Annotated in this window: 12 protein-coding genes and 1 other annotated feature (1 of these 13 cut by a window edge); of the genes, 11 read left to right on the top strand and 1 reads right to left on the bottom strand. The window is 39.0% G+C overall.

Annotated elements, in window-relative coordinates:
- Positions 1-123: a binding site (T-box leader), on the top strand; it begins 52 nt to the left of the window's first position.
- A 66-nt stretch (positions 124-189) separates the two neighbouring features.
- From glyQ to HCJ30_RS06105, 8 genes are all read left to right on the top strand, one after another.
- On the top strand, positions 190-1080 hold the full coding sequence (glyQ, locus tag HCJ30_RS06140) for a glycine--tRNA ligase subunit alpha (protein ID WP_008947835.1): 891 nt from the start codon (positions 190-192) through the stop codon (positions 1078-1080).
- Positions 1073-3139: a glycine--tRNA ligase subunit beta gene (glyS, locus tag HCJ30_RS06135; RefSeq protein ID WP_185391385.1), complete on the top strand. Its 2067-nt coding sequence runs from the start codon at positions 1073-1075 to the stop codon at positions 3137-3139. Before glyQ ends, glyS begins: the two co-directional genes overlap by 8 nt.
- Positions 3140-3173: 34 nt before the next feature.
- Positions 3174-3998, top strand: coding sequence for a pyruvate, water dikinase regulatory protein (locus HCJ30_RS06130; RefSeq protein WP_003730433.1), 825 nt, complete (start codon positions 3174-3176; stop codon positions 3996-3998).
- 189 nt (positions 3999-4187) lie between these two features.
- Positions 4188-4628, top strand: coding sequence for a YaiI/YqxD family protein (locus HCJ30_RS06125; RefSeq protein ID WP_185391384.1), 441 nt, complete (start codon positions 4188-4190; stop codon positions 4626-4628).
- Between the two features lie 19 nt (positions 4629-4647).
- Positions 4648-6531: a DNA primase gene (dnaG, locus tag HCJ30_RS06120; protein WP_185391383.1), complete on the top strand. Its 1884-nt coding sequence runs from the start codon at positions 4648-4650 to the stop codon at positions 6529-6531.
- Positions 6532-6625: 94 nt separating this feature from the next.
- Positions 6626-7750 carry an RNA polymerase sigma factor RpoD gene (rpoD, locus tag HCJ30_RS06115; protein WP_003721960.1) on the top strand — a complete coding sequence of 375 codons (1125 nt, stop codon included), beginning with the start codon at positions 6626-6628 and terminating at the stop codon, positions 7748-7750.
- Between the two features lie 67 nt (positions 7751-7817).
- A complete protein-coding gene (locus HCJ30_RS06110) occupies positions 7818-8522 on the top strand; it encodes a tRNA (adenine(22)-N(1))-methyltransferase (RefSeq protein ID WP_185391597.1) in 705 nt (234 codons plus the stop codon).
- Positions 8519-9640, top strand: coding sequence for a Nif3-like dinuclear metal center hexameric protein (locus tag HCJ30_RS06105; protein WP_185391382.1), 1122 nt, complete (start codon positions 8519-8521; stop codon positions 9638-9640). Before HCJ30_RS06110 ends, HCJ30_RS06105 begins: the two co-directional genes overlap by 4 nt.
- A 46-nt stretch (positions 9641-9686) precedes the next feature.
- Here the strand turns inward: HCJ30_RS06105 and HCJ30_RS06100 are convergent, their stop codons facing one another.
- Positions 9687-10682: a 4-hydroxy-3-methylbut-2-enyl diphosphate reductase gene (locus tag HCJ30_RS06100; RefSeq protein WP_185391381.1), complete on the bottom strand. Its 996-nt coding sequence runs from the start codon at positions 10680-10682 to the stop codon at positions 9687-9689.
- 145 nt (positions 10683-10827) lie between these two features.
- Between HCJ30_RS06100 and cshB the strand changes: the two genes are divergently transcribed.
- From cshB to HCJ30_RS06085, 3 genes are read left to right on the top strand one after another with little or no spacing between them, the layout of a single operon-like run.
- Positions 10828-12135, top strand: a complete 1308-nt coding sequence (cshB, locus tag HCJ30_RS06095; protein WP_003721956.1) for a DEAD-box ATP-dependent RNA helicase CshB — start codon at positions 10828-10830, stop codon at positions 12133-12135.
- 14 nt (positions 12136-12149) lie between these two features.
- Positions 12150-13043, top strand: a complete 894-nt coding sequence (locus tag HCJ30_RS06090; protein WP_185391380.1) for a deoxyribonuclease IV — start codon at positions 12150-12152, stop codon at positions 13041-13043.
- A gap of 15 nt (positions 13044-13058) precedes the next feature.
- Positions 13059-13985, top strand: a complete 927-nt coding sequence (locus tag HCJ30_RS06085; protein WP_185391379.1) for a manganese-dependent inorganic pyrophosphatase — start codon at positions 13059-13061, stop codon at positions 13983-13985.
- Positions 13986-14096 lie beyond the last annotated feature (111 nt).

Genomic DNA, 14096 nt, shown 5'->3' with positions numbered 1-14096 from the left:
CGGGTTTGGTGTGAGCCGGATATTTAACTTTTTGTGAAGGCGTTCTGGAGTACAGCGAAATCAAGGTGGGAATTATTTCAATTCCAAATAGGGTGGAACCGCGAGCTAACTCTCGTCCCTATATGCTTTAAATCAGCATATAGAGACGAGAGTTTTTATATTGGCTGAATTATTTTGGAGGTGGAAGCAATGAATTTACAAACAATGATTAGAACGTTGCAAGATTATTGGTCCGAGCAAGGTTGTATTATGTTGCAATCGTATGATGTGGAAAAAGGTGCCGGCACAATGAGTCCGTATACTTTCTTAAAAGCAATTGGTCCAGAACCGTGGAAAGCAGGTTACGTGGAGCCATCTCGTCGTCCAGCTGATGGTCGTTACGGAGAAAATCCAAACAGATTATTCCAACATCACCAATTTCAAGTAGTGATGAAGCCTTCTCCTGACAACATTCAAGAGCTTTATCTTGGCTCTTTAGAAAAATTAGGAATCAACCCATTGGAGCATGATATCCGTTTTGTAGAGGATAACTGGGAGAATCCATCCCTTGGTTGTGCGGGTCTTGGTTGGGAAGTATGGTTAGATGGAATGGAAATTACTCAATTCACTTATTTCCAACAAGTAGGTGGTTTAGAATGTTTCCCTGTCACTTCCGAAATCACGTATGGTGTAGAACGTTTAGCAAGTTATATTCAAGACAAAGAAAATGTGTTTGATTTAGAATGGACGGAAGGCATTAGCTACCGTGATATCTTCTTCCAAGCAGAATTCGAAAACTCCACATATGCCTTTGAAACTTCTAATACAGACATGTTGTTATCGCTTTTTGACACATATGAAAGAGAAGCAACACGTCAAATGCAAGACGGACTCGTTTTCCCGGCGTATGATTACGTATTGAAATGTTCGCATACATTTAACCTTTTAGATGCTCGTGGGGTTGTGTCTGTAACGGAACGCGCGCAGTATATTGGTCGAATCAGAAACTTAGCAAGACGTATCGCGAAAACATTTTATGAATCACGAGAAAAATTGGGCTTCCCATTACTCAAAGAAGAGGGAGGAAAACGTCATGAGTAAAGACTTTTTATTAGAAATTGGTTTAGAAGAAATGCCCGCACAATATGTGACTAGTTCTGTAGCACAATTAGAAAAACGGGTGACGGACTGGTTAAATGAAAATAAAATCGAATATGGCGCAGTTAAAACTTATTCGACACCAAGACGTTTAACTGTTCTTGTCGAAGCAATGGCAGAAGAACAAGCTAACCGCGTGGAAGAAGCAAAAGGTCCAGCGAAAAAAATTGCTTTGGACGAAGAAGGCAATTGGTCAAAAGCGGCACTAGGTTTCGCCAAAAGCCAAAAAGTAGAACCAGCTGACCTTACTTTCCGTGATATTAAAGGCGTTGAATATATCTACATTAAAAAAGAAGTTATCGGCGAAAAAACAACCGCGTTACTGCCAAGCTTAGAAAAAGTAGTAACAAGTATGACGTTCCCTGTAAGCATGCATTGGGGTAGCAATGATTTACGTTACATTCGCCCAATCAAATGGCTTATCGCGATGTTCGGTGAAGAAATCATTCCATTTGAAATCACTGGTGTGGCAACGAGCAATACTTCACGCGGCCACCGTTTCTTAGGAGGAACAGCTACGATTAAACAACCGAGTGACTATCCAAATGCCTTATTAGAGCAATTCGTAGTCATTAATGCCGAAGATCGTAAACAAGCTATCGCAGAACAATTACGCGAACTTGAATCAATGGAAAACTGGCAAATCAAAGAAGACGCGGACTTGCTAGAAGAAGTAACGAATCTTGTCGAATATCCAACTGTTTTAGCTGGGAATTTTGAAAAAGAATATTTGGAGCTACCTGAAGAAGTTTTAATCACCACGATGAAAGAACACCAACGTTATTTCCCAGTTTTCAGCCAAGACGGAGAATTATTACCTCATTTTGTAACTGTGCGCAATGGTAACCACGAAAACCTTGAAACCGTAGCACGCGGAAATGAAAAAGTGTTGCGCGCTCGTTTATCTGATGCTGATTTCTTCTATCAAGAAGATTTAAAAATGACGATTGACCAAGCCGTAGCTAAATTACAAAATATCGTTTTCCACGAAAAATTAGGTACGTTAACCGAAAAAATGAAACGCGTTCAAAAAGTAGCGTTAATGCTTGCTGACTATTTAGATTGGCAAGAAGAAGACAAACAAGACATTATCCGTCTAACTAATATTTATAAATTTGATTTAGTAACTAATATCGTCGGTGAATTCCCAGAACTACAAGGTTTAATGGGAGAAAAATATGCGTTGTTACAAGGTGAAAAACCTGCAATTGCAACCGCGATTCGTGAACATTATTTACCTAACTCAGCAGAAGGAGACTTACCACAAACCGATTTAGGTTCGTTAATCGCGATTGCGGACAAATTAGAAACATTAATCGGTTTCTTCTGTGTCAATATTGTTCCAACAGGTTCCGCCGATCCATTTGGTTTACGTCGTAGTGCTTTTGGAGCGATGCGCATTATCCAAGCAAATGGTTGGGACATTCCAATGCTTGAAGTTATCTCACGTATTGTTGATATGGAGCGTGCAGAAGGTTCCGCAGAATTACCTGGCGCAGATGTGAAAAAAGAAGTACAGACTTTCTTAAAAAATCGTCTACGTGTGATTCTACAAGGCCATCACATTCGCCATGATATCATTGATGCTGTCATTGCCGGCGATCCAAACGTGATTCCACAACTAATTGATCGCGCACAAATTTTGAATGAGCACGCTGAAGCTGAATGGTTCCGCCCAACAATTGAAGCTCTTAGCCGCGTAGTGAAAATTTCTAAAAAACATGAAGATGGCGTGGAAGTAGATCCATCCTTATTTGAAAATGAATACGAACAAGCTTTGTTTGATAAACTAGAAAAACTGAAATTTGATTATGCCGGTTTAACTATCATCGAAAGACTAAAAGCATTTGCTGATTTACGCACAACGATTGATGCTTATTTCGATAACACGCTAGTTATGAGCGACAACGCCGAATTGAAAAATAACCGTCTAGCATTATTATTCGAACTTGCAAGCTTTATTAAAGAATTTGCTCAAATGGACGAAATTAATGTAAAATAAAAGTAAGATTTTGAGCAAAGAGGAGGAAGTATGTATGACTCAACCAGCCGTATACGTGGTTTCCGATTCAACAGGAGAAACGGCCGAACTTGTGACAAGAGCGGCACTTAGTCAATTTGGTCAAACACCAAAGTTTATCCATCGTTTTCACCACGTCGATTCTTCTCACATGATTGAAGAAATTGTCGACTTAGTGGCCGTAAATAACGGTATTATCGTCCATACGATTGTACTAGAAAGCGTTCGAGAAGAGCTAAATAAAACTGCTCAAGCTTTTGGTGTGCCAATCATTGACTTATTTGGCCCGCTTTTAAACCAGTTAGAAGAAACCTATAAAATTAAGCCACTTTCTGAGCCTGGACGCGTTCGTTCGATGGATGAAGCGTATTTTACGAAAGTTGCAGCAATCGAATTTGCCGTTGAAAATGACGATGGTCGTAATCCTAGAGGCATTTTGCAAGCGGATTATGTATTAATTGGTATTTCGCGAACATCCAAAACACCTTTATCGCAATATTTAGCGCTTAAAGGCTTGAAAATCGTTAATATCCCCATCGTTCCAGAAGCGCAAATTCCAGATGAACTTTTTGAAATTGATCCGAAAAAAATCATCGGTCTGAAAATTAGTAAACAAAAATTAACGAAAATCAGACAAGAACGTTTAATCTCGATTGGTTTACCAGGTGCTGGAACTTATGCAAGTAATCAACGTATTGATGAAGAGCTAGCGATTTTTAATAAATTAGCAAGTAAACTTAATTGTTTCGTCTTAGATGTGACGAATAAAGCGATTGAAGAGACTGCAAATGAGATTTTAATCCACATTGGTGAAATTGTTGATGAAAATTTAGAATTATAAGAAGGACTTTTGCTTTTTGTGGCGAATATATATATTATACGGGGAAATCTGCTTGTAAAAGTTAGTATCTTCCCGTATAATCTAATTTCGCTTATTAAAAAGCTAAATCTATGCATATTATTTTAAAAACGGGTGGAAAAACTCGTTTTTTAACGTGCCTTCATAGATTTTGAAGAGAGGATGGAATGTGTGCCACAAATTTTGGTTGATGCCGATGCTTGTCCAGTGAAAGCAGAAATAAAACAAGTAGCAAAAGAATTTCAATTAGAAGTCACTTTCGTCGCTTCGTTTAACCATTACTCTGTCAATACGAACGGAGAGAATTGGATTTTTGTTGATACGGGAAAAGAATCAGCGGACATGCGAATGATGAATTTAGCCAAGAAAGGCGATATTATCGTAACACAAGATATTGGCCTAGCTAGCATTCTACTTGCAAAAGGCACATTTGTCTTTTCTAATCGCGGTGAACTTTACCGAGAAGAAGAAATGTCATTAATGTTAGATATTCGCTATAGACATGCCAAAGAAAGGCAACAAGGTAAATATAGCAAAGGTCCAAAAGCAATGAGTGATGCAGATCGCTCGCTTTTCCAAGACCGATTGACCACATTTTTGCAAAATAAGTAAATAGGAGTTGACTGTCAACATGGCGCGGATTCCTGAAGAAGTAATTGATCAAGTCCGGAATCAAGCGGATATAGTCGATATAATTGGTAATTATGTCCAATTAAAAAAGCAGGGACGAAATTACTCTGGCTTATGTCCTTTCCACGGTGAAAAAACGCCATCTTTTTCCGTATCACCAGAAAAACAGATTTTCCATTGTTTTGGGTGTGGTAAGGGAGGCAATGTTTTTTCCTTTCTAATGGAACACGATGGACTCACTTTTGTCGAATCGGTTAAAAAAGTAGCAGATATGAGCCATTTAGATGTGTCTATCGAGCTCCCAGAAGAACGCGACACAAGTAATTTACCGAAAGAAACTTCGGAAACGGCAAAAATGGTCGAAATGCACCAACTGACCGCCAAACTCTATCATTATATTTTGATGGAAACAGAAGAAGGCGCAGCAGCACTGACCTATTTGAAAGAACGCGGTATGTCTGAGCAGATGATGACCACCTTCCAAATTGGCTTTGCGCCAAATCACCATGCAACGATTACTTCTTTTCTAGAAAAAAGAGGCATGGACTTACAACTTGCTGGCATGGCCGGGCTTTTATCCGAACGTGATGATGGCCAAATGGTCGACCGTTTTCGGAATCGAATTATGTTTCCTATTACGAATGATCGTGGTCAAATTATCGCTTTTTCTGGTCGTTTATTTGATCGTGATGATGGACCGAAGTATTTAAATAGTCCTGAAACGCCTATTTTTAATAAAAGACGGACGTTATTCCATTTTTCTGAGGCAAGACAGGCTATTCGAAAACAAGAAGAAATCACGCTCATGGAAGGTTTTATGGATGTTATTTCCGCAGAAGAAGCAGGTGTTCAAAATGCCGTTGCTTCGATGGGAACTAGCTTAACCGAAGAACATGCAGATTTGATTAAAAGGCTCACTAATCGAGCTATTATCTGCTATGACGGTGACCGTGCTGGAATTGAAGCTGCCTACAAAGCAGGAACACTTCTAGTTGAACGGAATCGCTTAGATGTTTTTGTTTTGCAACTCCCCGCTGGAAAAGATCCCGATGACTTTATTAGAGCAAGTGGCGCAGAAAAATTCAAAGAAATCTACAAGCAACAGCGAATGACTTGGACTGCTTTTAAAATCCACTATTTGCGAAAAGAACGTAATTTGCAAAATGAAACAGATCAAATCGCCTATATTGACGATTGTCTGCGTGAAATTGCGAAACTGGATCAAGCCGTAGAACGAGAATTATACTTAAAGCAGCTAGCAGATGAATTTGAATTAACCATCGAAACATTAAAACAACAATTACAGCAATCACTTAAAAATAGTCAAAAATCACGACAAATGGCTAGTTATAATGAACCACCAATAGATGATTCTTTTATGGGGATGATGCCGCAAGAAGATACAGAAATGCTATTTTCTTTCGAGCAACCAGCACAACAAAAATTATCTGCCCATACAATCTCAGAGCAGCAGCTAATGAAAGCTATGATGGAAAGCCGAGATAATTTTCTTTTAATTAAGCAACTTCTTGGCGACACGACGTTTTACCATGATAATTACGAAGCGCTTTATACCTATCTAATTGGTTATTTTGCGGAAGGTAATGATGCGGATCCAACGAAATTCATGGATAGCGTTCCGGATGCTGCGATGAAAGGACTTATTAGTAGCCTCGAAATGGTTATTAGTCCAGATGAACAAGGTAAACCCCAGTTTGAAGACTATATTAGAAGTCTAAAACGGTATAAATTAGAACAAAAGAAAAAAGAACTTGAGCAAGAATTAGTGACGTACAATCGTGAAAACGACAACGAAAATGAAATTCGCGTCATGCTCGAAATCGTCCAACTCAACCGCCAGTTAAACAGCGGCCAATTGGATTAATAACGTTTTAAAACCGCTAAATGATGGTATTATTACCTAAGAGAAGCCTTTTAATAAGGTTAGCGGCATTTTGGAAGGAGGAATACAGGCAGTTATGAGTGATAAAACAAAAAACACAAAACCAGTTGCTGAACTAAGCGTTGAGCAAGTAAAAGAAGCCCTGATAGAAGAAGGTAAGAAAAAGGGGATTTTAACTTATGCAAAAATCGCTGCCAGATTAGCTCCATTCACTTTAGATTCCGATCAAATGGATGAGTATTTAGAACATGTTGGTGAAGCAGGAATTGAAGTTTCTGACGATGCAGATGATGAAGATCCAGATGAAACAGAACTTGTAAAAGAAGAAACCGAATCCTTTGATTTAACAGATATGAGTGTACCACCAGGCGTAAAAATTAATGACCCTGTTCGCATGTATCTAAAAGAAATTGGTCGAGTTGACTTACTAACAGCAGATGAAGAAATTGCTTTAGCAAAACGTATCGAAGCTGGCGACATCGAAGCTAAGGGACGTCTTGCAGAAGCCAACCTACGTCTTGTTGTAAGTATTGCAAAACGTTATGTTGGTCGTGGGATGTTATTCCTTGATTTAATTCAAGAAGGTAACATGGGACTAATGAAAGCCGTTGAGAAATTCGACTTCAATAAAGGATTTAAATTCAGTACCTATGCAACATGGTGGATTCGTCAAGCAATAACCCGTGCGATTGCGGACCAAGCAAGAACTATCCGTATTCCTGTGCATATGGTGGAAACAATCAACAAACTAATCCGTGTACAACGTTCCTTATTACAAGATTTAGGCCGCGATCCTTCACCAGAAGAAATTGGCGAAGAAATGGACTTACCGACAGAAAAAGTTCGGGAAATCCTAAAAATCGCACAAGAGCCTGTTTCCCTTGAAACACCAATCGGCGAAGAAGATGATTCTCACCTTGGCGATTTTATCGAAGACCAAGATGCAACTTCACCATCTGACCACGCTGCTTACGAATTACTAAAAGAACAACTAGAAGACGTGCTTGATACGTTAACAGACCGTGAAGAAAACGTACTTCGCTTACGTTTCGGTCTTGATGATGGTCGTACGCGCACTTTAGAAGAAGTTGGTCGTGTATTTGGTGTAACTCGTGAACGGATTCGTCAAATTGAAGCCAAAGCATTACGTAAATTACGTCATCCAAGCCGCAGCAAACAATTGAAAGACTTCCTGGAATAATGTACAACCGGGCAGGAGGACAAATCGTTCTCCTGCCTTTTTAATGAAAATGAAAGTAGGGAACCAAATGAACGAAGAGCAACTATCGAAGCGACTCGAAAAAGTGGCTTCTTACATAACAAAAAATGAACGAATCGCAGACATCGGAAGCGACCATGCTTATTTACCATGTTTTGCAATCAAAAACCAAACAGCTTCTTTTGCTATTGCTGGCGAAGTCGTTGATGGACCTTTTCAATCTGCCCAAAAACAAGTCCGTTCTTCTGGCTTAACAGAACAAATTGATGTTAGAAAAGGGAATGGTTTAGCCGTTATCGAAAAAGAAGATGCGATTGATACGATTGTGATTGCTGGCATGGGTGGCACATTAATCCGCACGATTTTAGAAGAAGGCGCTGCAAAATTAGCTGGCGTAACTAAACTGATTTTGCAACCTAATATTGCAGCATGGCAGTTAAGAGAGTGGTCTGAACAAAATAACTGGCTTATTACTTCAGAAGCAATTTTACGGGAAGATAATAAGATTTATGAAATTATGGTGTTAACGCCCTCTGAAAAACCTGTTGCTTGGACGAAGCAAGAAATATTTTTCGGGCCTTGTTTACTACAAGAACAAAGCGCTATTTTCAAAAGCAAATGGCGACACGAAGCCAACACTTGGCAAAATATCATTCAAACCATTTCTAATAATCAACCGATTTCAACGGAAAACCAAGCGAAAATTCGTGAATTAGAACATAAAATCGCATTAGTAGAGGATGTGCTAAAATGAAAGTCGCAAATGGCTACGAATACACAGCGATAATGGAAAAAATCGCACCTAAAAAGCTCGCAATGCAAGGCGATCCCATTGGTTTACAAGTAGGTGATTTATCCAAAAAAGTAAGAAAAATTATGTTTACCTTAGATGTGTTAGAAGAAGTGGTGGATGAAGCCATCGAAAAAAAGGTCGATTTAATTATCGCCCATCATCCATTCTTATATCGTCCAACCCAACACATTGATACAACAACAAAACAAGGGAAAATGATTAAAAAATTAATCAAACATGATATCACTGTTTTTGCCGCACACACGAATCTCGACATCGCTCAGGGCGGTGTAAACGACATTCTGGCAGACTTGCTCCAATTACAAGATACAACGATGATTGAAGAAACTTATACAGAACCTTACTGCAAAATCGCTGTTTATGTACCGGAAAATGAACTAGAAAGTGTTCGTTTAGCACTTGTCAACAACGGGGCTGGCCAAATCGGCACTGCTTATTCAGAATGTACTTTTCACACAACGGGTATCGGTTCCTTTAAACCAGGAGTAGATGCCAACCCAACGATTGGTGAGAAAGAACAGCTGACTTCCATTCCCGAAGTGAAAATAGAGGCGATTTTCCCGCAGTATTTAACAGAAACGATTACAAAAGCCGTGAAGATTGCGCATCCTTATGAGGAACCAGCTATTGATGTTTACACGCTAGAAACACAAACGTATAAAGAAGGCTTAGGTCGTGTCGGTACTTTACCGAAAAAACTCGGTATGGTTTCATTTATTGATAAATTAAAAACTGCTTTCGCGATTGAAAATGTTCGTTTTATTGGTGATTTAAAAACAACAGTCAAAAAAGTAGCGATTATTGGTGGTGATGGAAATAAATTTATCCATCAAGCAAAAGCTACTGGTGCAGATGTTTTTATTACCGGAGATGTCTATTACCACACAGGGCATGATTTATTAGCGATTAACCTTCCAACGATTGATGCTGGCCATAATATCGAAAAAGTAATGAAAGGCTATCTGAAAACCAAAATGGAAGAACAAGCGAAAATTTTGGATTATGAAGCAGAATTTATTGTTTCTGAAGTAAATACAGATCCATTCCAATTTTGTTAAGAAAAAGCCGACTAACTCCTTGATTAAAGGGAATTAGTCGGCTTTTTTAATTGTCACCATTTTTTAGATGGGCTAAACGTTGGCGTCTTTTTTCTGCCATATTTTTATTTTTCATTTTTGGAATGATACTAGCAAAATCAGGGCGATGTGTTCGTTCCCAAGTAGATTCATCTGCCGCATCAAACTGCTCTAAAAAAACAAGCACTTCTCGTACAAGTGGTGTTGGGATACTTGCACCAGCCGTTACCGCCACTTTTTTCGCATCTTTAATCCACTGAATGTCTAATTCTGAAATATCAGCAATCCGGTAAGCGGGAGTTCCTGCTTTCACCATCGAAACTTGCGCCAGGCGAGCCGTGTTATTGCTCCTAGGATCGCCAACGACAATTGTGACATCCGCATCTTTGGCTTGCTCGGCGACAGCTTCTTGACGCACTTGAGTCGCCATGCAAATTTCTTGATGAGGAATCGACGTCGGGTATTTGGCTTGTATATAATCCATTAATTCTGCCACATCCCATTTGCTCATCGTCGTTTGATTGGTAACAAAAATTTTATCGGAAGCTAATGAAAGGGCGTCAATATCCGCTTTTGTTTCGACTAAATGAACAACCTCTGGTGCAGTGCCATATGCGCCTTCTGGTTCCGGGTGTCCTTTTTTACCAATGTAGATGATTTGATAGCCAGCTGCTTGTTTTTCTAAAATCAAATCATACGTATGAAGCACATCTGGACAGGTAGCATCAATGGTTGTTAACCCTTTTGCCATTGCCTTCTTTTTAACAGCAGGAGAGACGCCGTGTGCTGTAAAGATAATCGTCCCAGTCGTTATTTTATCCAAAATTGCTTCGCGGTTCGCGCCATCCACTGTATAAATACCAATCGATTCAAAGGCATCGGTGACATGTTTATTATGAACAATCATGCCTAAAATATGAATAGGTCGAGGTAAATTCGGATCCAGCGAAGCGTTTTTAGCAATCACCATCGCATCAATGACTCCGTAACAATAACCACGAGGAGATATTTTGATAATTTCCATTCGAAAACATCCTCATTTCTGTATTAGATTCTTTATTTAGTATAATAGACTTAGCTTGTTTTGACAAAGTTGTCTTAACACGCGCACGAATGTCCAATTATGTGCTATAATGGCTACTAGGTATAGAACGGAGTGGAAATATTTTATGACGAAGAAATCAAGGTTTGACCAATTCGGCTTTCAACCTTTTATTGGACTTGCAATAGATAAATTAGGATTCTATGAGCCAACAGAAGTACAACAGAAGCTAATCCCAGGCATTTTAAAAGGGGAAAGTATCATCGGCCAATCTCAAACAGGTACAGGGAAAACCCATACTTTTATTTTGCCAATTATTAACAATGTGAATCCTGAAAAAGATGCAGTACAAGCAGTTATTACGGCACCAAGTCGTGAGCTTGCTACTCAAATTTATAATGAAATTCGCAAAGTAACGAAATACAGCGAAAAAGAAATCGCTGTACAACTAGTTATCGGTGGTACAGACAAACAACGTGCGATTGATAAACTAAAAAAACAACCACAAATTATTGTCGGAACGCCTGGTCGTATCAATGACTTAATCCGCGAACAAGCTCTATTTGTTCATACAGCGAAAACACTCGTTATTGACGAAGCAGACATGACACTTGATATGGGATTCTTAAATGATGTCGACCATATCGCTGGAAAAATGCCAGCTAATTTACAAATGCTTGTTTTTTCCGCAACAATTCCGCAAAAATTAAAACCATTTTTAAGCAAATATATGGAAAATCCACGTTATGAGCATATTCAGCCAAAAGTTGCTGCCTCAAAAACGGTGGAACATCGCATTATGGCCACTCGTAGCCGTAATAAACTTGATTTACTTAAAAATGTTTTAGTTGGTTCGCAACCTTATTTGGCGATTGTTTTTACTAATACGAAAACAACAGCTGATGAAGTAGCAAATGGATTAATCGAACGTGGACTTAAAGTAGCCAAAATTCATGGTGACGTCAACCCACGTGAACGTAAACGGACAATGAAACAAATCGAAAACTTAGATTATCAATATGTCGTTGCGACAGATTTAGCTGCCCGCGGTATTGATATCCAAGGAATTAGTCATGTCGTAAACTATGAATTACCAGATGACTTAGATTTCTACATTCACCGCACAGGTCGTACTGGTCGCGCCGGACATTCTGGTATCGCACTTACTTTATTTGAACCAGCGGATGAAGATCGTCTAAACCAACTCGAAAAAATGGGGATTGAGTTTAAACATGTTGACTGGAAAAATAAAGAGTTCGTTACACTAGAAGACCGCAACCGTCGTGCAAAACGTGAAGCAAAACGCGAAACAGCCGATCCACGTGAAATTGGTATGCGTAAAAAAGCCAAACAAAAAGGTAAACCAAACTATAAAAAGAAAATTAACTACAAAATGAACGAAATTAAACGTCGCGAAAGACGGAAAAAACGATAAGTGAGGAATGAATTATGCTAAGACTAGGTTCTCATGTATCAATGAGCGGAAAGAAAATGCTTCTTGGCGCAAGTGAAGAAGCAGCTTCTTACGACTCTAATACGTTTATGATTTATACTGGCGCTCCGCAAAACACGCGCAGAAAGCCGATTGAAGAGCTAAATATTGAAGCCGGCCTAGAACATATGAAAGCCCATGATATGGCTGACATCGTTGTTCATGCGCCTTACATCATCAATATCGGCAACTCAGTTAAGCCAGAAACTTTTGAACTAGGGGTTAATTTCTTACAATCTGAAATTGAACGTACGCGTGCGCTTGGTGCCAAACAAATCGTTCTACATCCCGGCGCTCATGTTGGTGAAGGGACAGACAAAGGAATCAAACAAATTATTCGAGGCCTAAATGAAGCATTACTACATGACCAAGATGTACAAATCGCTTTAGAAACAATGGCTGGAAAAGGTTCCGAATGTGGCCGCACTTTTGAAGAGTTAGCACAAATTATCGATGGTGTAACGCACAACGAATTATTATCCGTTACGTTTGATACATGCCACACGCATGATGCAGGTTACGATATTGTGAATGACTTTGACGGCGTACTAAATCAATTCGATAAAATTGTCGGCATTGATCGCTTGAAAGTATTACATATCAATGATAGCAAGAATGAACGAGGCGCACACAAAGACCGACATGCAAATATCGGTTTTGGCCATATCGGCTTTGATGCCCTTCATTATATTGTGCATCATCCGCAACTAGCAGATGTGCCGAAAATCCTTGAAACGCCTTATGTCGGCGAAGATAAAGCATCAAAAAAAGCACCATACAAATGGGAAATCGCCATGCTAAGAAATGGTGAATTCGACCCAGATTTATTAAATAAAATTCAAAACAGCTAAAAGGAGACGAAAATAATGACAAAAACACTTGTATTCGGTCATAAAAATCCAGATACAGATACGATTTGTTCTGCCATTAGTTACGCAGAATTAAAAAAAGCACAAGGAGCAGATATTGAAGCGGTTCGTTTAGGCGAGCTTAATAGTGAAACAGCTTTTGTTCTTGATTATTTCCAAGTAACAGCTCCACGTCTAGTTCAAACAGTTGCGAATGAAGTTTCTGAAGTAGCTCTTGTTGACCATAACGAACGTCAACAAAGTGTCGATGATATTGACGATGTAACAGTCACAGCCGTTGTTGACCATCATCGTATCGCTAACTTCGAAACATCTGACCCACTTTATTACCGCGCTGAACCCGTTGGATGTACAACAACAATCCTTCTAAAAATGTTCCGTGAAAATGAAGTAGAAGTAAGTAAAACTGTTGCAGGACTTATGCTTTCTGCTATCATTTCTGACACACTTCTTTTCCAATCACCAACATGCACAGAAGAAGATAAAGTTGCCGCTGAAAAATTAGCGCTTATCGCAGAAGTTGATATTCAAACATACGGTATGGAAATGTTAAAAGCTGGAGCAGATGTCAGTAAAAAATCTGTAGCTGAACTATTACTTGATGCGAAAGAGTTCAACATGAACGATAACAAAGTAGAAATCGCTCAAATTAATGTTGTTGATGTGAACGATGTACTTAGCCGTCGAGCGGAAGTTGAAGCACTTATTACTAATACCATTGTAGAAAAAGGACTTGATTTATACTTGTTCGTCATCACAAACATTCTTACTAATGACTCTGTTGGCATTGCTATCGGTTCAAAAACAGACGTTGTCGAAGAAGCTTATGGTGTCAAATTCATCGAAAATCAAGCACCACTAAAAGGTGTTGTATCACGTAAAAAACAAGTAGTTCCAATTTTAACAGATACATTTGCTAAATAATAACGTTAACCTGGAAAATGACAGCCATCTTTTCCAGGTTTTTTTGTCCAAATTTTTAATTCGAAGTAATTACGATTTACATTTTAAGTATTATTTTATATACTAGTAAAA

This window comes from Listeria cossartiae subsp. cossartiae (assembly GCF_014224155.1).
Classification (GTDB): Bacteria; Bacillota; Bacilli; order Lactobacillales; family Listeriaceae; genus Listeria; species Listeria cossartiae.
The sequence above is the reverse complement of the archived record's forward strand: the minus strand, read 5'-3'. Positions and strand labels throughout refer to the sequence as shown.